Genomic DNA, 18,508 nt, shown 5'->3' on the forward strand with positions numbered 1-18,508 from the left:
GCTATCCCCACTAAAAATCTACTGAGCCATGAAAACGCCGAAGAGTTTAGAGTGAAACGCCCTTACGTTTTAGGTGAAACGCAAGGGCGTTTCACTTTAAATGTACTTGCGTTTGAAAGCAAACGCTTAGGCGTTTTTGAAGGTCGCTTGAAAGGACTCTTTTTGAGGAGAAATGAATATAAAAAGAAAGGCAACTCATCGTACTGGATAAGTTGCCTTTCTTTTTGTCGGGGTAGCGGGATTCGAACCCACGACCCCCTGCTCCCAAAGCAGGTGCGCTAACCGGACTGCGCTACACCCCGAACAATGTAATAACTTTTACTCTTTTTGACTTCTGTCGGGGTAGCGGGATTCGAACCCACGACCCCCTGCTCCCAAAGCAGGTGCGCTAACCGGACTGCGCTACACCCCGAAGTGTCTTTCTCAAAAGCGATGCAAAGGTATGGCTTTTTATTTTAATATGCAAATCCGGATGCTCTTTTTTTGCAGGAATTTTTCGGATATTTTTAAAATCGTTTGAAATTCAATGGAATAGAAAAAATCTTTTTTTTAGGGCATCCGGATATGCGTGACTTATTTCTGTGGTTTCAGCCAGCGATCAAGCCAGTTGAAGAAAGTGCGTTGCCACAAAATACCGTTCTGCGGTTTCAATACCCAGTGGTTTTCGTCCGGGAAAATCAGCAGTTCGGCAGGAATACCTCTCAGTTTGGCAGCGTTGAATGCGGCCATACCCTGCGAAGCCAAGATGCGGTAGTCTTTCTCGCCGTGGATGCAGAGGATAGGCGTATCCCATTTGTCGACAAACAGGTGAGGAGAGTTGGCATAGCTGCGCTTTACAGCTGGGTTGTTCTTGTCCCAGTACGGGCCACCCAAATCCCAGTTGGTGAACCAGAGTTCTTCGGTTTCGAGATACTGCTGTTCCATGTTGAAGAATCCGTCGTGTGCGATGAAGGCCTTGAAACGCTTGTTGTGGTGTCCGGCCAGCCAGTATACAGAATATCCTCCGAAGCTGGCACCTACACAGCCCAAGCGGTCTTTATCTACGTACGGTTCCTTGGCGATGTCGTCGATGGCGGTCAGGTAGTCGTCCATGCAGTGTCCGCCGTAGTTGGTGCTGATTTCTTCCAGCCATTCCATGCCGAATCCCGGCAAACCGCGACGGTTGGGGGCAATGATGATGTAATCGTTGGCAGCCATAATCTGGAAGTTCCAGCGGTAGCTCCAGAACTGGCTGACGGGGCTCTGCGGACCGCCTTCACAGAACAGCAGGGTAGGGTATTTCTTGTTCGGGTTGAAGTCTACCGGATAGATTACCCACGAGAGCATGTCTTTACCGTCGACAGTCTTTGTCCAGCGGGCTTCTACTTTACCTAACTTCAGCTGCTTGAAGATGTGGTCGTTTTCCTGCGTGATGCGGGTTACCTCATTGGCCTTGTTCAGGTTGACGGTGAACAGCTCGTCGGCTTCGCTGATAGAGTGACGCTTGGTGAGAAGTTGTCCGTCGCCCAGCATTTCTACAGAAGCATAGTCGTACATGCCTTCTGTAAGCTGTTCCACTTCTCCCTTCAGGTTCGTGCGGTGAATCATGCTGGTGGCATGCCATACGCCGGTGAAATAGAGAGTCTGGTTATCCGGAGCCCAGCAGTAGCTGTCTACACCCGACTGGAAGGCTTCTGTAACGTAAGTCTTCTTGTCGTTCTTCAAATCCATTACGCAAAGGCGGTTGCGGTCGCTTTCGTATCCGTCGCGCTCCATGCTTTGCCAGGCAATGAATCCGCCGTCGGGGGAGAACTGCGGGTTCGTGTCGTAACCCATGTTCTTGTCGGTAGCGTCTTCCTTGCAGAGGTTGCGGGTCTGCTTGGTTTCCAGATTATACAGGTAAATGTCCGAATCGGTAGAGATGGCGTATTCCAGTCCAGTTTTCTTGCGGCAGGTATATGCGATGGATTTGGAGTCAGGACTCCACGTAAGCTGTTCGATGCCACCGAAAGGCTTCATCGGAGATTCGTAGGGTTCGCCAGCCAGGATGTCGGTCGCTTCGCCTACCTTGTTTCCGGCAAACGGAGCCACGAACGGATGCGGTACGGTCTGTACCCACTCATCCCAGTGCTTGTACATCAGGTCGTCTATCACCATTCCGCTGGCCTTGTCCAGGTCAGGATATTTGTCGACGGTGCGTTCGCCGTATTTCACCTGTGAGATGAAGAGCACCTTGCTCTCGTCGGGTGAGAACTTGAATCCGTCAATTCCTCCGGCAAATGAAGAAAGCTGTACGCGTTCGCTGCCGTCGGGATTCATTTCCCAAATCTGGCTGTTGCCATCGGCATCCGGTGCCAGGAAAGCAAGTTTGCTGCCGTTCTTGATCCATGCAGGTTCTCCTTCGCTGGCAGCTGTAGTAGTGAGCAGCTGGTTGCCTGAGCCGTCGGCATTCATTACGTAGATTACCAGATGGCTCTTGTTTTCTTTCACGCTGTAGTAAGACACCGTGTAGGCAATGCGTTTGCCATCGGGCGATACACAGGAACTTCCGATGCGCCCCATGGCCCAGAGTGTTTCAGGGGTCATACGGCCGTCTTTTACCGTAACCTCCTGCTTGCCGATGATGGGGCCATCTGCCTGTGCGGCTTTTTCAGGACCTACACAGGACGATGTGGCGAGCATCATGGCTGCTGTCATAGTCATAAAATCTGTTTTTTTCATGTGTTTATTTGATGGTTTGATGATTAAAATTCTTCGTTGTGGATTTTTCTTTTTGAGTCACTCTCGAGTTCCTTTCCGTAGTATTTGCAATAGACGGCTTCTGCATCGTGACCTGTCTGGTGGCAATGCGGGCACTGGCGTTCTGCCTGCTTTTTCTGCTGGCTTACCATGGCCGCCGATACGATTCCTGTAGGTACGGCAATGATGGTGTAACCGGTGAGCATGATGATGGCCGACAGAAATCGTCCTGCCGGAGTAACGGGAGTGATGTCGCCATAACCTACGGTGGTCATGGTAACAATGGCCCAGTAGATGCTGTTGGGGATATTGTTGAATTCAGACCCGGGTACGTCGCCCTCAATCATGTACATGACTGTTCCCATGGAGGTAACCAGGATGAGGACAAAAAAGAAAAATACGGATATTTTCGGTGCGCTGATGCGTAGGGAGCGCAGTAGCAGATTGCCTTCACTGATGAAAGAGAACAGTTTGAAGATGCGGAATATCCGGATGAGCCGGAAGGCCCGGATGACTAGCAGGTAGTGTGCTCCCTTCAGGAAGAAGCTCAGGTAAACCGGCAGGGTAGCCAGCAGGTCGACCAGCCCGAAGAAGCTGAATATGTATTTCCGGGGATTTGTCAGGCAGTAAATACGGGCCAGGTATTCTATGGTAAAGAAGAGAGTAAGAAGATACTCTAATAATCGTAATACCCAGTAAGCCGTGGGAGAAAACAGGTGCATGCTTTCCAATATGACCATCAGCACACTGACAATGATGCTACTGATTAATATGATGTCGAACAGTCTTCCTTTTGGTGTGTCTGATTCGAAAACGATGGAATATACTTTCTGCTTCAATGTTTCATTGTGCAGGAAATGCTGCCATCGGGTATAGAGTTTTGAAAAGTAGTTCATGGCTTTACCTTTGTTTCTGCAAAGGTAAGACAATAAATGGAAAAAGAGGAATGTAGCAGAAAAAAGAGGCGCCCCTCGATGGCTTGTCTGTATGCCATTGAGGGGCGCGCTGCTGTGTTAAGTGAGATAATCTTTTTATTTTTTCTTACCTCCCATGCGTTCCTGACGTTCTTTCTGGAGACGTTCCTGTTCTTTCTGCAGGGCTTCCAGTTTGGCCATCAGTCCGCTTGCCTTTTGCTGTGAAGGTTCCTTCTTGTTGGCTTCCAGCTGGGCGAGCAGTTTCTTTTCATCGGTCATGCGGCGCATAATCCACATGGTAATGATACCAATCAGACCGGAGATGAAGTAGTAGTAGCTCAATCCGGATGCGTAGTCATTGAAGATGAAGAAGAACATCACAGGCATGATGTACATCATCCATTTCATGGCAGCCATCTGCGGATTGTTGCCCATATCCTGCTGTTTCATCATGATGATCTGGTTGAGCACCGTAGTGATGCTGAACAGCAGACAGAACAGACTCAGGTGGTTGCCTAACAACGGGATGTGGTAGCTCCAGCTAATCAGGTCGTCGTAAGCCGAAAGGTCATCAGCCCACAAGAATCCCTGCTGACGCAACTCGATAGCGTTCGGCACAAAGAAGAAGAGGGCCATGAAGACCGGAGTCTGCAACAACATCGGCAGACAGCCGCCCATCGGACTGACATTGTACTGGCGATAGAGGGCCATGGTTTCCTGCTGTTTCTTCAAGGCATCTTCCTGCTTCGGATATTTGGCATTAATCTTATCTACATACGGCTTCAAGGCACGCATCTTGGCAGATGATATGAAAGACTTCCAGGTGGTAGGGAGTACCAGTACCTTGACGATGATAGTCATAAGCAAGATGACCATACCCATGCTCAGTCCCCAGCCTGACAACCAGTCGAACAGGTTGATGGTGAACCAGCGGTTAATCAGGCGGATAATCGGCCATCCCAGGTAAACCAGATCTTCCAGTTCCTGATCTTTATCTTTAAAGCTCAAGTCATTGCTGGCCAGTAGTGTCTTGAAGTGGTTCGGACCAAAGTAGAACTGCATGTGCGAAGCTTTGGCACCTGTCGGGTCGAAAGCTGTCTTCATGTCGGCTGCATAGTTCTTCATGTAGCCGCTTCCCTGCTGTTCCATTTTTGATTCGAGTGTGGCATTGTCAAAGTTCTGCTCTGCCATGAACACACAGGAGAAATATTGATTCTTGAAAGCTACCCAGTCGAGTGATTCAGGAATGGTTTCTTTTTCATCCTTTGTTTCGCTCAAGTAATCGAAACTGTCGTCCACCGGTTTGTAGGTCAATGACGTGTAACGCTGTTCGAAGTTGTAACCTTTCTCCATCTGGCGGGCACGCTGTTTCCATTCGATGTTCATGCTCTTGGTAGAAGGAGAGAAGAAATTCTGCATGCCGCTGGCCTGAACGGTAAGGTCTACCATATAGGAGTTGGGCAGCAGTCGGTAGTTGAAGTCCAGATGTCCGCCGTTGGCTGCGTTCAGTCGCATGGTCACGGTAGAATCGGTCACATTGGTCGCCTCGAAATACATCTGCTGGCTGAGGATGTTCTCGTTCTTTCCTTCAAAACCGAAATTCATGGAAGCATCTTCGCCGTCGAACAGAACGAGAGGCTGCTTCTTCTGGTCTTTATACTCTTTCAGCAGGGCCTTGCTTACTCGTCCGCCTTTGTTGGAGAAAGTCAGCTGAACCAACTCGTTCTCCAGTACGGTAAACTGTTCCGTATCCTGTGCGGCCTGGAAGAAGAGGGAAGTGCTGTCAGGGCGTGCCGCTTCAATGGCTGTAGCAGCCTGCTTTTCCTGAGCTTCTTCTTGTTGCTTGATAACCTGTTGGATAGAGTCCTGATAGTGCTGTGCGCGTGCTCTTTCTTCCTGGCTGGGACGGTTGTAGATACCGAATCCCACGATGACCGCTCCAATCAGGATAAAGCCCACTAACGTGTTTTTGTCCATTTCTATTTTTTTACAATGTTATGTTTGGTTTATTTGCTGATAGCTGCCTTGATGAACGACAGGAACAGCGGATGTGGTTTCAGTACCGTACTGCTGTATTCCGGATGGAACTGTGTACCGATGAACCATTTCAGGGTCGGGATTTCCACGATTTCCACCAGGTCGGATTCCGGATTGATACCTACACACTTCATGCCCGCCTTTTCGAATTCTTCCTTGTAGCTGTTGTTGAATTCGTAGCGGTGGCGGTGACGTTCCTGGATATGTTCACTCTGGTAAGCCTCATAAGTCTTGGAGTTCGGGTCGATAACACACTCGTAAGCTCCCAGACGCATGGTACCGCCCATGTTGGTGATGGATTTCTGTTCCTCCATGATGTCGATTACATTGTGCGGAGTCTTTTCGTCCATTTCACGGCTGTTGGCATCGGCATATCCCAGTACGTTTCGTGCGAATTCGATGGCAATGCACTGCATACCCAGACAGATACCGAATGTCGGTACGTTGTGTGTACGGCAGTACTTGATAGCTACGAACTTACCTTCGATACCACGCTGTCCGAATCCCGGGCAGATGATGACACCGTCCATGTCTTTCAGGTGCTCTTCAATGTTGTCGTCGGTTAGGTTCTCACTATTGATAAAGTGAATGTCGGCCTTGCGGTCATTATAAGTTGCTGCTTGTGAAAGGGCTTCCAAGATTGATTTGTAGGCATCCTGCAAATCGTATTTTCCTACCAGTCCGATTCTTACCTTCTCTGTCGCATTGTGACGACGGTTCAGGAAGTCTCTCCACGGGCCGAGGGTAGGAGTTTCGCCTACCGGAAGTCCCATCTTTTCAAGGATAGTTACATCCAGTTTCTGTTCCTGCATACACAAAGGTACTTCGTAGATGGTCGGCATGTCCATTGACTGGATAACGGCGTTGTCGTCTACGTTACAGAACAAAGCAACTTTCTTTCTCAGTCCCATGCTGAGCTCGTGTTCTGTACGAAGCACCAGAATATCCGGCTGGATACCTACAGACTGCAGTTCTTTAACAGAGTGCTGTGTCGGTTTGGTTTTCAATTCACCGGCAGCAGCCAAATAAGGTACATAAGTCAAGTGTACGCACAAAGCGTTCTTCCCTAATTCCCATTTCAGCTGGCGGATACTTTCCAGATAAGGAAGTGATTCGATATCGCCCACAGTTCCTCCGATTTCAGTAATGACGAAATCGAATTTGTATTTGTTGCCCAGCAATTTGACATTGCGTTTAATTTCGTCAGTGATGTGAGGGATAATCTGGATAGTCTTGCCAAGATAGTCACCACGACGTTCCTTGTCGATTACACTCTTGTAGATACGTCCGGTAGTGATGTTGTTGGCTTTGGTAGTTTGGATGCCTAAGAAGCGTTCGTAGTGTCCTAAGTCAAGGTCGGCTTCATGTCCGTCTACGGTTACGTAGCATTCTCCGTGTTCATAGGGATTCAGGGTTCCCGGGTCGATGTTGATATACGGGTCGAACTTCTGGATGGTTACGCTGTAGCCTCTGGCCTGCAGCAACTTACCGATAGATGATGAGATGATTCCTTTTCCTAATGAAGAGGCTACACCACCTGTTACGAAAATATACTTTGTTTCTGCCACAATATGAATATTTAAAAATTAAATTCAACAGTTTAATGTAGTCTACTTTCTTTTCTCTTAAAAAAGTAACTACAGGAAAGCGGGAAACGATATTTTTCCCACATGAAAGAACTACTTCTTCAAGTTTGCAAAATTATAAAAAAAAGCTGAACCCACAAAAGTAAGAAGAGTAAAACCGTGTTTAACTTCAAATATCCTTAAGTTTTCCGGTAGATGTACAAGTAAAATTTTAAACAATGGAGGATAGAAAATAGTTTATTGTGTAATTAGTAGGTACGAAAGCAAACTTCTTTGGGAAATAAATCGTACTTTTGCACAAGATTTTAAGAATGACGAATAATGAAAAAGACGGGTCTTTTTGTGGTATTATTAACAATGTGCGGTGGGTTGGCTGCACAAAATATTGAGGTTTCTTCGGATTCTGTAAAAAATGAGGTAGATTCTTTGAGTGTGACCGCTTCTATGGATAGTTTGCGGACGCCCTTAGAAAAAAAAGTAGTTCCGGTAGTGAAAAAGAAGGTGGAATTACCTCCTTTGGAAGTACGAAATTTCTGGCGGATGTTGCAGAATTTCCGTCAGGATTATAATGCCCAGCTGGAGCGCTGGGACGATATTTACTTGTTGATTACAGGTATTCGTCCTAATCCGGATTATTATAAATTGTCGATGCCGGCCACTTATTATGAGGCACCGATTGAGCAGGCTTTCAGTATTTCTGATTGGAAGCCTCAGATACCTTTTATAAAAGAGAATGTACTGGAAAAACAGTTGCCTCAGGTAGCCGATTTGCGCCATTCTGTTCAGGTAGATAAGGCTGTAAACCGACAGTTGCTTTCTTTTTACTTGTCTTATCCGAACTTGGTGAAACAAAATGAGGAAAATTTAAAAGGGTTAAAACCAATATATGGTGAAGTGATTGTGGATCAGCCGCGGACAGAGAATTTGCTCGATATGATGCAGAATGATGAACTTCCTAATCGGGTGACAGAAAAAGACTTGCTGGTTATCAAACCTAATTTCTGGACCTTTGGTGGAAACGGTTATCTGCAGTTCTCGCAAAACTATATTTCCAAAAACTGGTATAAGGGTGGTGAAAGTACAAAATCATTACTCTCCGGATTTACCTGGCAAGCTAACTATGATGACAGACAACGTGTTCAGTTTGAAAATAAGATTGAGTGGAAATTAGGCTTTATTACAGCTCCTTCAGATACAGTGCATAGTTACAAAGCTAATAATGACCTTCTTCGTTTGAGCTCTAAACTGGGTTATAAGGCATTCAGTACATGGTACTATACATTGTCGGCAGAATTTAAGACGCAGTTCTTCTCAAACTATGAGACTAACTCTGACAACCTGGTTTCTGCTTTCTTTTCGCCGGCTGAACTGAACGTCGGTCTCGGTATGGACTACAAGTTCGTGAAGGATGGAGTTTGCAACTTGTCTGTGCTGGTGAACCCGATAAACTACACTTTGTATAGTGTGGCCAGTGACAGGGTAGATCCGACGAAGTTTAACATTGAAGCAGGTCATAAACGAGAAAGCGTATGGGGTTCTCGTTTGGAGTCCACATTGAAATGGAAAATGTTTTCAATTTTGATGTGGGAGTCTCGTCTTTCTTATACTACCAACTATGAGAAAGTGTTGGGTGAATGGGAAAATACGTTCACTTTCACAATCAATAAATATCTTTCGACGAAATTGTTTGTCCATGGCCGATTTGACGATGGGGTGACTCGTGAAGAAGATAAAAGCTATTTTCAGTTACAGGAACTGCTTAGTTTTGGTTTAAGTTATACTTGGTAAAATATTTGCTATGGACGTTTTTTTTCAGATGCCTTCGTTTGTAACGATACTGGATTTTGTGGGGACTTTCGCTTTTGCCATTAGTGGTATACGGCTTGCCTCTGCCAAGCGGTTTGACTGGTTTGGTGCCTATGTGGTTGGATTGGCTACTGCTATTGGGGGAGGAACGATTCGTGACTTGCTGCTGGATGTAACTCCAGCCTGGATGACAGACCCGATGTACCTGATTTGTACGGCCTTTGCCATGTTTTTCGTTATTTTGTTCGGGAAATATGTCATCCGACTGAACAATACGTTCTTTATTTTTGACACCATTGGTTTGGCGCTGTTTACAATCGTCGGATTTAGTAAGGCGTATACATTAGGGTATCCGTTCTGGATTGCTATTATTATGGGAAGTATTACCGGTGCAGCAGGAGGGGTATTGCGTGATATATTTATTAACGAAATTCCGCTGATATTCCGTAAAGAGATTTATGCTATGGCCTGTGTGATTGGTGGACTGGTTTACTGGATTTGTCTGATGCTGGATATGGAATCTGTGCTTGCACAGATTATTGGAGGAATCACAGTGTTTGTAGCCCGTATTCTGGCAGTCAAATATAAAATTACTCTTCCGATTTTGAAAGGAGATCCGGAGCCTTGACCCCGGTTCCTTTATTTCTTGGACTTTTCCGGAAAAGTAGGAACGCATTTCATCAGATACATAATTTTCCGCTGGCGTTTGTACATGTAAGGACTTGGTTTCCCGGAATTATATTTTCTTGGATTCGGGAGACTGGCTGCAATAAGCGCACATTGTTTGCGGGTAAGTTGAGAGGCCGTGGTGTGAAAGTGAGCTTTCGCCACGGCTTCTGCTCCATATATACCATCTCCCATTTCGATGGAGTTCAGATAAACTTCCATGATTCTTTCTTTATCCCACATCAGTTCTATCAATACCGTGAAATACACTTCGAAGCCTTTTCTGATCCAGGAAGAAGAGGGCCATAAAAATACGTTCTTGGCTGTCTGCTGACTGATGGTACTTGCGCCTCTGGCTTTTTTGCGCTTTTTGTTTTCTTCAATAGCCTTGCTGATTTCTTTAAAGTCGAATCCGTTGTGGCTGGCAAAGCGGTTGTCTTCAGAGGCTATGACTGCCATCGGAAGATGACGTGATATTTTTTCTTCTGGTACCCATTTGTGCTTCATGATCAGTTCCTCGCCTTTTACCAGTTGTTCAACACTTCTTATCACCATCAGGGGAGTGATATAGACTGGGATAAATCTTAACGCAATGACGGAAAGGATGGTCGATGCAAAGAAAAAGATAATCAGATTACGTAGGTATCTTAGAATTCGTTTGCTGTTCATTAGTGCCGGGTGTTGGGATGAAAATTATGCCGAGTCTGAAAGACCCGGCATAATGAATGTTTGTTACTATGAAATTTGTAATTTATTGTAAAGTTCCAGCTTCAGCTTGCTGAATCATTTGCTGGCTGGCATACATATATACTTCTACTCGGCGGTTTTCCTGACGTCCGGCAGCAGTAGAGTTGTCTGCTACGGGATTTTCTTCACCCATACCTGTTACAGACTTAATCTGGCTGGAAGAAGCACCACAAGCCAGCAGATAGCTTGATACACTTTGGGCGCGTTCTTGTGAAAGGTCCAGATTCTTCTGACGGCTTTGTTCTGCTGTACTGTTTTTCCAGCCGGTATTATCAGTATATCCGTAGATGGCTACGTCCATATCTTTGTTCTGGTTCAGCACGTTATTGGCAAATTTACTTAGTGCAGATTTCGCAGAAGAACTCAACGTAGCACTGCTGGTATTAAACAGGATACCAGAGTCGAAAGTTACTTTTACAGCCTGCAAGCCGTTGTTGTCGGTTACCTGTTCTACCTGGGCACCTTCAATCTGTTCAGCCTGTGCAGCAGCTTTATCCATTTTCTTACCAATCAATACGCCAGCACCTGTACCCACAGCTGCACCTACCGCAGCTCCGATGGCAGCTCCTTTTCCGTGGCCAACGACACCTCCGATTATTGCTCCTAAAGCAGCACCACTTCCACCGCCAATCATTCCGCCTTTGGCTGTATTTGTCATTCCGCATCCGCTAAATACCAAGCATGCGCTCAGTAAAATAGCCATTGAATTCATTTTTTTCATTTTGTTTCGTTTTTAATCGTTTAGTTAATATGCAAATATAGGATAGTTTTTCATCGTTTCATTTACCCGATGGCGTACAGAAGCAATTACCTCTTCATTATCTACATTTGACAGCACAGTTTCAATCATTTCTGCAATTTCGTACATTAATTCTTCTTTGGCTCCACGGGTAGTAATAGCTGGAGTTCCTAGGCGGATACCCGATGTCTGGAATGCAGAACGTGTGTCAAACGGTACCATATTTTTGTTTACTGTGATGTCTGCTGCTACCAGTGCTTTTTCAGCTACTTTTCCTGTCAGATCCGGATATTTGGTGCGCAGGTCTACCAGCATGGAATGATTATCAGTTCCTCCTGATACAATGGTAAATCCACGGTCCATTAGGGCCTGAGCCAATACACGTGCGTTCTTCTGTACCTGAATTTGGTATTCTTTATATTCTGGCTGCATACATTCGTAGAATGCTACAGCTTTAGCTGCAATGACATGTTCCAGCGGACCACCTTGAATGCCCGGGAATACAGCTGAATCCAGTAACTGTGACATCATCTTGATTTCACCCTTCGGAGTTTTCTTTCCCCATGGGTTAGGGAAGTCTTTTCCCATTAAGATGATACCTCCGCGTGGGCCACGTAATGTCTTGTGAGTGGTAGATGTTACAATGTGTGCGTATTTTACCGGATTGTCAAGCAAACCTGCAGCAATCAGTCCGGCCGGATGTGCCATGTCAATCATCAGGATGGCACCTACCTTGTCGGCAATTTCACGCATACGTTTGTAATCCCATTCACGTGAATAAGCTGAGCCTCCACCCACAATCAATTTCGGGTGCTCTCTCAAAGCTATTTCTTCCATCTGGTCATAATCTACGCGACCTGTTTCCTTGTTCAGGTTATATTCGCATGGAGTGTATAGAATACCTGAAGTATTCACAGCGGAGCCATGAGACAGATGTCCACCGTGTGCCAGATTCAAGCCCATGAACTTGTCGCCTGGATTCAATACCGCCAGAAATACTGCAGCATTAGCCTGTGCACCTGAGTGAGGCTGTACGTTTGCCCATTCAGCACCGAAAATCTGTTTGATACGGTCGATGGCCAGCTGTTCACTTTGGTCTACTACTTCACATCCTCCGTAATATCTTTTCCCTGGATATCCTTCTGCGTATTTGTTGGTCAGGCAAGAGCCCATGGCTTGCATAACTTGTTCACTTACGAAATTCTCTGAGGCAATCAGTTCAATACCTTTCAATTGTCTCTGGTGTTCTTTCTCAATGATGCTAAAAATAGAATCGTCTCGTTTCATGATATAGTTGTTTTAAAGTGAAAATTCCTGTTAGAAAATAACTCCAACTGAGAAGCTTAGGATATTTTTCCGTTGCTCCAGCTTAATCTTTCCTTCATTATATGGAACTTCGGTCTGATTCGTGTCATAAGTGATGGAGCGAATGGTATTATGAAGTCCCACTTCGTATCGGAAATCAAAGAAAATATTGGATACATTTACAGCCAGTCCTACTACTCCGCTGTACTGGAATGGATACTGCTCTTCCTTTATACCTTGTTGATGAAATCCTGAGAATTCGGTAGAACTGTGTTTCTTCCATATCCATGTTACCTTGGGACCAACGAAGAAAGCCATTCCGTACGGATGTACGTCTATAAACTTATATCCGTAAAGAATGGGAAGGTCAAGCGTGGTCATTCTTCTTTTAATCAAGGCGTTTTCTTTTAGGATTTCCGAGTTGGCCAATGTGCTGGGGATAGAGACACTTCCTTGTGTGATGTTGCAGGAGAACTCCGGCTGGATGAAATGATGCTTTTTCATGTTGAACCGACAGAACACTGCCGCAAAATAACCTACTTTATAGTTATTTTGGGCGAGCTCCAGTTCTTTGCCGTTAATTGAAATCTCATCCGTAAAGAACATGGAAGAATTGAAGCCTGCTTTTACTCCTATATTGAAACGGGGCTGTTTCAGCGTAACCATAGGTGTGGTTACGGCTTGTGCCTGCAATTTGCAAACTGCCAGCACACCGCTTCCAATGAGGGTAAATAGGGCTTCTTTTATCATAATTCAGTTATTTCTTTTTCTCTACAGACCATCCGAACTTGCCTACTTTTTCTCCCAATTCATAATATCCTCCATGCGCATAAACCAGCAAGTTTGATTGTGCCAGTTCGAATTTACCTGTTTCTGAATTCAGGTATTTGTCGTCAGCTTTCACATTGACCACATCGGCAATAAACATGTGATGCGAACCTAACGCCATGATTTCCTTTACCCGACATTCAATGCAGAGAGGAGATTCTTCAATGATAGGAGCCTGTACCATAGAGGCCTTTCCCGGTGTCAGTTTCATTTCCTGAAACTTGTTGTAATCTTTTCCTGAACGAACTCCGCACCAGTCTGTGGCAAAAGCCATGTCTTTGGTGGTCAGGTTGATGACAAATTCCATATTCTTTTTTAGAATGGGATAGGAGTGGCGTTCCGGTCTGACAGAAATATAACACATAGGTGGATTGGTACAAATTGTACCTACCCACGCTACGGTAATAATGTTATATTCTTCTTCACAACTGCCGCATGTAACCAGAGCAGCCGGAAGAGGATAAATCATAGTTCCTGGTTTCCAGTCCTGCTTCATGGTTTACAGAAGTTTGATGTTGTCCTTCTGCTGTTCCTTTTCGCAATAGTGGCATTTCAGGAGACCTTTCTCCTTGTCGATGACATGGAACCAGGTCAGCATCGGCTCGTTGTTGCTGATACATTTCGGGTTGTTGCATTTCACGATACCTTTCAGTTCATCGGGCATTTCTACCTCTTTCTTTTCTACGACTTCATAGTCGCGGATGATGTTTAGTTTGATTTTGGAAGCTACCACAGATAAGCGGCTGATTTCTTCTTCCGTAAAGAAGCGGTCGGCAATCTTGATGATTCCCTTTTTGCCCAGTTTCTTGCTTTCAAAATTGTTGCCTATTGTGATGTTGGCATCTTCATCTTGCAGACCGAGTAAAGATACAACAGTAAACAATTTATTGGATGGTATATGGTCAATGACTGTTCCGTTTTTCAGCGCAGCCACCTGTAATTCTTTCTTTTCACTCATAGTTACTTGAATTGAATAGTTTTCCGGATTATTTTTCAGTATCAGCTTTTACCTCATCGATCGTAATTCCCAGTACGTCGCAAAGGATAGCCTGACGGGCATAAAGACCGTTTTTGGCCTGTTGGAAATAGTAAGCCTTTGGATTGTCGTCCACGTCGTAAGTAATCTCGTTCACACGAGGAAGCGGGTGGAGGATTTTCAGATTCGGACGTGTATGTTCCAGCATCTTGTTATTCAGGATATATACATCCTTTACTCTTTCATACTCCATGAGGTCGGTGAAACGCTCCCGTTGTACACGGGTCATATACAGAATGTCGGCATCTGCAATAGTTTCTTCCGTGAAATCAGTGTGTTCTACGTATTTGATGTGATGTTCCTGGCAATACAGCTTGTATTCGTCCGGCATTTTCAGTTCGTCCGGAGCTATGAAATGGAAAGTAGGATTGAAGTGTCGCATAGCCATCAGCAGCGAGTGAACCGTTCTTCCGTATTTCAAGTCACCTACCAGATAAATATTCAGATTTTCCAGTGTACCTTGAGTCTTATAGATGGAGTATAAATCCAGCATTGTTTGTGAAGGATGCTGGTTTGCACCATCTCCGGCATTTACGATGGGCACCGGAGCCACTTCACTGGCGTAACGTGCAGCACCTTCCAGATAATGTCTCATTACGATGATGTCTGCATAGTTGCTCACCATCATGATGGTATCCTTCAGCGTTTCTCCTTTAGAAGAACTGGTCACCTTCGGATCGGTAAATCCGATGACTCTTGCTCCCAGACGGTTGGCTGCCGTTTCAAAGCTCAGACGGGTACGGGTAGATGGTTCAAAGAACAGAGTGGCAACTACTTTTTCTGCCAGCAGGCGGCGGTTAGGTTTCTTTTCAAACTCTCTTGCCATTTCCAGAAGATACATGATTTTCTCTTTGGAATGTTCGGCGATAGTAACTAAACTTCTATTTTCCATGTTAGCTGTTTTTGATTACTTTTATAATACCGGAGTTCAAAGGTAGGTAAAAAAAATAGAAATCCCACCGTTTTTAGGATATTTCGGACTACGTTTTCGCATTTAAGAGGATATTGCGGAAAATAAGTCTTTGTTACAAAGATTTTCCGTAAATTTGCGGCTTAAAAGTCTAATTAATGAATATAATAAAAGTATGAGAAAGATATTTATATATGCAATGTGGGGTTTTGTGTTCATCTGCATTGCCGCAGTTGCCATCGTTTTTACGGCCATTGCAAAAGGTAAAATAGGTTATGTTCCCCCGGTAGAAGAGCTGGAAAACCCGAATCTGAAGTTTGCTACTCAGGTCATTTCTGAAGACGGAAAGCTGTTGGGAACCTGGTCGCTTAGTAAGGAAAACCGCGTGTATGTGGGCTATGAAGACCTTTCTCCCCATCTGGTACATGCCTTGGTGGCCACTGAAGATGTGCGTTTTGAAGACCATTCCGGTATCGACGCCCGTGCTTTCATGCGTGCGGTTATCAAGCGTGGAATCTTCATGCAGAAACATGCCGGTGGAGGTAGTACCATTACCCAGCAGTTGGCTAAGCAGTTCTATTCACCGACAGCCGACAATGTAATGGAGCGTCTGTTGCAGAAACCTATCGAGTGGGTGATTGCGGTAAAACTGGAACGCTATTATACAAAGGAAGAAATTCTTACCATGTATCTTAATAAGTTCGACTTCCTGAACAATGCCGTAGGTATTAAGACAGCGGCTAAGACGTATTTTGCCAAAGATCCGAAGAACTTGAAAATAGAAGAAGCCGCTACCTTGATAGGTATGTGTAAGAACCCTTCTCTCTATAACCCTCGTCGTTTTAATGAACGTTCTCGCGGACGTCGTAATACCGTGCTCGACCAGATGCGTAAGGCAGGCTTCCTTACTCAGGAAGAATGTGATTCTTTGCAGGCACTTCCGTTGGTGCTGAAATTTCAGCCTGTCGACCATAAAGACGGATTGGCTACCTATTTCCGTGAATACCTGCGTGGCGTAATGACCGCTCGTAAACCGGACCGGAGCGATTACCGTGGCTGGCAGATGCAGAAATATTATGAAGATTCTTTGGCTTGGGAAACCAACCCGTTGTATGGCTGGTGTGCGAAGAATAAAAAGAAAGACGGTACCAACTACAATCTGTATGTAGATGGATTGAAGATTTATACCACTATCAATTCCCGTATGCAGCAGTATGCCGAAGAAGCTGTCTATGAACATGTAGCCAAATACCTGCAGCCTCGCTTCTTCAAGGAAAAGAGAGGGCGTAAGACAGCTCCTTATACCAATCAGCTGACACCGGAGGAAGTGGAACAGATTCTGAACCGCTCCATTCGTCAGAGCGACCGTTACCGTACCATGAAGGCTGACGGATGTTCGGAAGCTGAAATCATGAAAGCATTCAACACTAAATATGAAATGTCCGTATTCTCATGGGATGGAGAAAAAGATACAATCATGACTCCGCTTGACTCCATCAAGTATTACAAACATTTCTTGCGTGCAGGTTTCATGTCCATGGACCCGATTACGGGCCATGTGAAAGCATACGTGGGAGGACCTAATTACAACTACTTCCAGTATGATATGGCTATGGTAGGTCGTCGTCAGGTAGGTTCAACCATCAAACCTTATTTGTATGCGCTTGCCATGGAGAATGGCTTCTCGCCATGTGATGAAGTTCGTAATGTAGAGCAGACCCTCTTCGATGAGAACGGAAAAGCCTGGTCACCCCGTAACAGCTCCAAGTCGCATTATGGAGAAATTGTGACCTTGAAATGGGGATTGGCCAACTCCAATAACTGGATTTCAGCCTACCTGATGAGCAAACTCAGCCCGTACGACCTGGTTCGCCTGATACACTCATTCGGTGTATTAAATAAGGATGTACAGCCTACCGTTTCCCTCTGTCTTGGACCATGTGAAATTTCGGTAGGAGAGATGGTCAGTGCGTACACGGCCTTTGTCAATAAAGGTATCCGTACCGCTCCGCTATTTGTCACCCGTATTGAAGACAATGATGGTAACGTCATAGCCAACTTCACGCCGCAAGTGAATGAAGTCATTAGTGAATCTACTTCTTATAAGATGCTCGTTATGCTGCGTGCCGTAATTAATGAAGGTACGGGTGGACGTGTTCGTCGCTTGTATGGCATCAAGGCTGATATGGGAGGTAAGACAGGAACTACCAACCGTAACTCCGACGGATGGTTTATGGGCTTCACTCCTTCGTTGGTATCCGGTTGCTGGGTAGGTGGTGAAGAACGCGACATCCATTTCGATACGATGCGCGACGGCCAGGGGGCTTCTATGGCATTGCCTATCTGGGGCATCTATATGCAGAAAGTCTATGCCGACAAGACATTAGGCTACTCTCAAGACGAGACTTTCGATATTCCAGGTGATTTCGATCCTTGTAAAGACCGTCTGACAGAGATAGAAGAAGAAAATACCACACGTCTTGATGACGTATTCTTCCAATAACAAAGAACGGCGGGAAGTTGCTTTTCCAACATGCAACTTCCCGCCGTTTTCTTTATATTCCCGCTTTCTCTTTTGAGAAATCAGTCTTATACTTTCTTTACGTATCCTACTGGCATTTCCACGATGGCATAGCCCAGATGGTCAATGCGTATCATCACCTGCGAGTGTCCTCCTATTTCTACCAGCTCACCTTGAAGACCTTTCAGAGAGCCTTTGATTACTTCTACCTGTTCCCCTGGGGCCAGCGGCTCATTCTGGAACCGTACAGTCTCCTCGGAGTAATCCAGCATGAACTTAAACTGTTCCATCTCTTTGTCCCGGATAATGGCCGGTCGTCGGGTTGCCGGGTCTATCAAGCAGCCCGTTAATGACGGAAAATTCTGAAGCAGCTCAATTCGTCCTTTTTCATCCGTGCAGATAAAAATCAACATCGGAATTACGACTTGCTTGATTTTCTTTTTCCGGTCACTCCATTGACGCACCACTTCCTGTATGGGTAAGAAATGCTCCACGTGGAGCATTTCTAATTTTTCTGCCGTTTTTTTCTCGTGATGCATTCTTACGTAGAAAGCATACCAGTGTCTCTCTATTTTTTCTTCCATTCGGATTATACTGTCTGATGATTGATGCAGATACCCTTCAGGTACCATTCATACAAGCGGTGAATACCTTCGTCTATTTCTACTTTATGGTGCCATCCCAGGCTGTGCAGT

15 protein-coding genes and 2 tRNA genes are annotated in these 18,508 nt (G+C 45.4%); 3 read left to right on the top strand and 14 right to left on the bottom strand.

Annotated features, from left to right (window positions below; all coding sequences use genetic code 11):
* Positions 1-227: 227 nt before the first annotated feature.
* From WKT20_RS15090 to WKT20_RS15115, 6 genes are all read right to left on the bottom strand, one after another.
* Positions 228-302, bottom strand: a tRNA-Pro gene (locus WKT20_RS15090).
* A 35-nt stretch (positions 303-337) separates the two neighbouring features.
* A tRNA-Pro gene (locus WKT20_RS15095) sits at positions 338-412 on the bottom strand.
* Between the two features lie 161 nt (positions 413-573).
* Complete coding sequence (locus tag WKT20_RS15100; RefSeq protein ID WP_181976299.1) at positions 574-2,700, bottom strand: S9 family peptidase; 2,127 nt, start codon at positions 2,698-2,700, stop codon at positions 574-576.
* 23 nt (positions 2,701-2,723) lie between these two features.
* Positions 2,724-3,614, bottom strand: coding sequence for an ion transporter (locus WKT20_RS15105; protein ID WP_117701617.1), 891 nt, complete (start codon positions 3,612-3,614; stop codon positions 2,724-2,726).
* A gap of 135 nt (positions 3,615-3,749) precedes the next feature.
* Positions 3,750-5,609, bottom strand: a complete 1,860-nt coding sequence (gene yidC, locus WKT20_RS15110; RefSeq protein ID WP_117701618.1) for a membrane protein insertase YidC — start codon at positions 5,607-5,609, stop codon at positions 3,750-3,752.
* 29 nt (positions 5,610-5,638) lie between these two features.
* Positions 5,639-7,237, bottom strand: a complete 1,599-nt coding sequence (locus WKT20_RS15115) for a CTP synthase (RefSeq protein ID WP_117701619.1) — start codon at positions 7,235-7,237, stop codon at positions 5,639-5,641.
* Positions 7,238-7,576: 339 nt separating this feature from the next.
* On the opposite strand from WKT20_RS15115, the gene WKT20_RS15120 reads away from it, so the two are divergent.
* Together WKT20_RS15120 and WKT20_RS15125 are read left to right on the top strand one after the other, a co-directional pair.
* Complete coding sequence (locus WKT20_RS15120) at positions 7,577-9,043, top strand: DUF3078 domain-containing protein (protein WP_117701620.1); 1,467 nt, start codon at positions 7,577-7,579, stop codon at positions 9,041-9,043.
* Between the two features lie 28 nt (positions 9,044-9,071).
* Positions 9,072-9,689: a trimeric intracellular cation channel family protein gene (locus WKT20_RS15125; protein WP_040312672.1), complete on the top strand. Its 618-nt coding sequence runs from the start codon at positions 9,072-9,074 to the stop codon at positions 9,687-9,689.
* An 11-nt stretch (positions 9,690-9,700) separates the two neighbouring features.
* Here the strand turns inward: WKT20_RS15125 and mtgA are convergent, their stop codons facing one another.
* The 7 genes from mtgA to pyrB all read right to left on the bottom strand — a co-directional run bounded on the left by mtgA (position 9,701) and on the right by pyrB (position 15,274).
* Entirely contained in the window at positions 9,701-10,396 is a 696-nt protein-coding gene (gene mtgA / locus WKT20_RS15130) for a monofunctional biosynthetic peptidoglycan transglycosylase (RefSeq protein WP_118163539.1), read from the bottom strand.
* A gap of 82 nt (positions 10,397-10,478) precedes the next feature.
* Positions 10,479-11,195, bottom strand: a complete 717-nt coding sequence (locus WKT20_RS15135; protein WP_007560509.1) for an OmpA family protein — start codon at positions 11,193-11,195, stop codon at positions 10,479-10,481.
* A gap of 24 nt (positions 11,196-11,219) precedes the next feature.
* Positions 11,220-12,500, bottom strand: a complete 1,281-nt coding sequence (gene glyA / locus WKT20_RS15140) for a serine hydroxymethyltransferase (RefSeq protein ID WP_007560511.1) — start codon at positions 12,498-12,500, stop codon at positions 11,220-11,222.
* A gap of 30 nt (positions 12,501-12,530) precedes the next feature.
* On the bottom strand, positions 12,531-13,268 hold the full coding sequence (locus WKT20_RS15145; RefSeq protein WP_118163542.1) for a porin family protein: 738 nt from the start codon (positions 13,266-13,268) through the stop codon (positions 12,531-12,533).
* 7 nt (positions 13,269-13,275) lie between these two features.
* Positions 13,276-13,842 (bottom strand): flavin reductase family protein, encoded by a 567-nt coding sequence (locus WKT20_RS15150; protein ID WP_117701623.1) that lies wholly within the window; start codon positions 13,840-13,842, stop codon positions 13,276-13,278.
* Between the two features lie 3 nt (positions 13,843-13,845).
* A complete protein-coding gene (gene pyrI, locus WKT20_RS15155) occupies positions 13,846-14,304 on the bottom strand; it encodes an aspartate carbamoyltransferase regulatory subunit (protein WP_007560517.1) in 459 nt (152 codons plus the stop codon).
* Positions 14,305-14,332: 28 nt separating this feature from the next.
* Positions 14,333-15,274 (bottom strand): aspartate carbamoyltransferase, encoded by a 942-nt coding sequence (gene pyrB / locus WKT20_RS15160; protein ID WP_117701624.1) that lies wholly within the window; start codon positions 15,272-15,274, stop codon positions 14,333-14,335.
* Positions 15,275-15,467: 193 nt separating this feature from the next.
* Between pyrB and WKT20_RS15165 the strand changes: the two genes are divergently transcribed.
* On the top strand, positions 15,468-17,795 hold the full coding sequence (locus tag WKT20_RS15165) for a transglycosylase domain-containing protein (RefSeq protein WP_117673765.1): 2,328 nt from the start codon (positions 15,468-15,470) through the stop codon (positions 17,793-17,795).
* Between the two features lie 86 nt (positions 17,796-17,881).
* Here WKT20_RS15165 and WKT20_RS15170 read toward each other — a convergent pair whose 3' ends face one another.
* Positions 17,882-18,397 (bottom strand): UpxY family transcription antiterminator, encoded by a 516-nt coding sequence (locus WKT20_RS15170; protein WP_117673756.1) that lies wholly within the window; start codon positions 18,395-18,397, stop codon positions 17,882-17,884.
* Positions 18,398-18,508 lie beyond the last annotated feature (111 nt).

The organism is Phocaeicola sp. ICN-14070 (assembly GCF_037892625.1).
Classification (GTDB): Bacteria; Bacteroidota; Bacteroidia; order Bacteroidales; family Bacteroidaceae; genus Phocaeicola; species Phocaeicola plebeius.

Bases quoted from the DNA above. Each gene is read 5' to 3' on its own strand.
- WKT20_RS15135 (WP_007560509.1), bottom strand. From the start codon at position 11,195: ATGAAAAAAATGAATTCAATGGCTATTTTACTGAGCGCATGCTTGGTA.
- pyrB (WP_117701624.1), bottom strand. From the start codon at position 15,274: ATGGAAAATAGAAGTTTAGTTACTATCGCCGAACATTCCAAAGAGAAA.
- WKT20_RS15105 (WP_117701617.1), bottom strand. From the start codon at position 3,614: ATGAACTACTTTTCAAAACTCTATACCCGATGGCAGCATTTCCTGCAC.
- WKT20_RS15165 (WP_117673765.1), top strand. From the start codon at position 15,468: ATGAGAAAGATATTTATATATGCAATGTGGGGTTTTGTGTTCATCTGC.
- pyrI (WP_007560517.1), bottom strand. From the start codon at position 14,304: ATGAGTGAAAAGAAAGAATTACAGGTGGCTGCGCTGAAAAACGGAACA.
- glyA (WP_007560511.1), bottom strand. From the start codon at position 12,500: ATGAAACGAGACGATTCTATTTTTAGCATCATTGAGAAAGAACACCAG.
- WKT20_RS15120 (WP_117701620.1), top strand. From the start codon at position 7,577: ATGAAAAAGACGGGTCTTTTTGTGGTATTATTAACAATGTGCGGTGGG.
- WKT20_RS15125 (WP_040312672.1), top strand. From the start codon at position 9,072: ATGCCTTCGTTTGTAACGATACTGGATTTTGTGGGGACTTTCGCTTTT.
- mtgA (WP_118163539.1), bottom strand. From the start codon at position 10,396: ATGAACAGCAAACGAATTCTAAGATACCTACGTAATCTGATTATCTTT.
- WKT20_RS15100 (WP_181976299.1), bottom strand. From the start codon at position 2,700: ATGAAAAAAACAGATTTTATGACTATGACAGCAGCCATGATGCTCGCC.
- WKT20_RS15170 (WP_117673756.1), bottom strand. From the start codon at position 18,397: ATGGAAGAAAAAATAGAGAGACACTGGTATGCTTTCTACGTAAGAATG.
- WKT20_RS15150 (WP_117701623.1), bottom strand. From the start codon at position 13,842: ATGAAGCAGGACTGGAAACCAGGAACTATGATTTATCCTCTTCCGGCT.
- WKT20_RS15145 (WP_118163542.1), bottom strand. From the start codon at position 13,268: ATGATAAAAGAAGCCCTATTTACCCTCATTGGAAGCGGTGTGCTGGCA.
- yidC (WP_117701618.1), bottom strand. From the start codon at position 5,609: ATGGACAAAAACACGTTAGTGGGCTTTATCCTGATTGGAGCGGTCATC.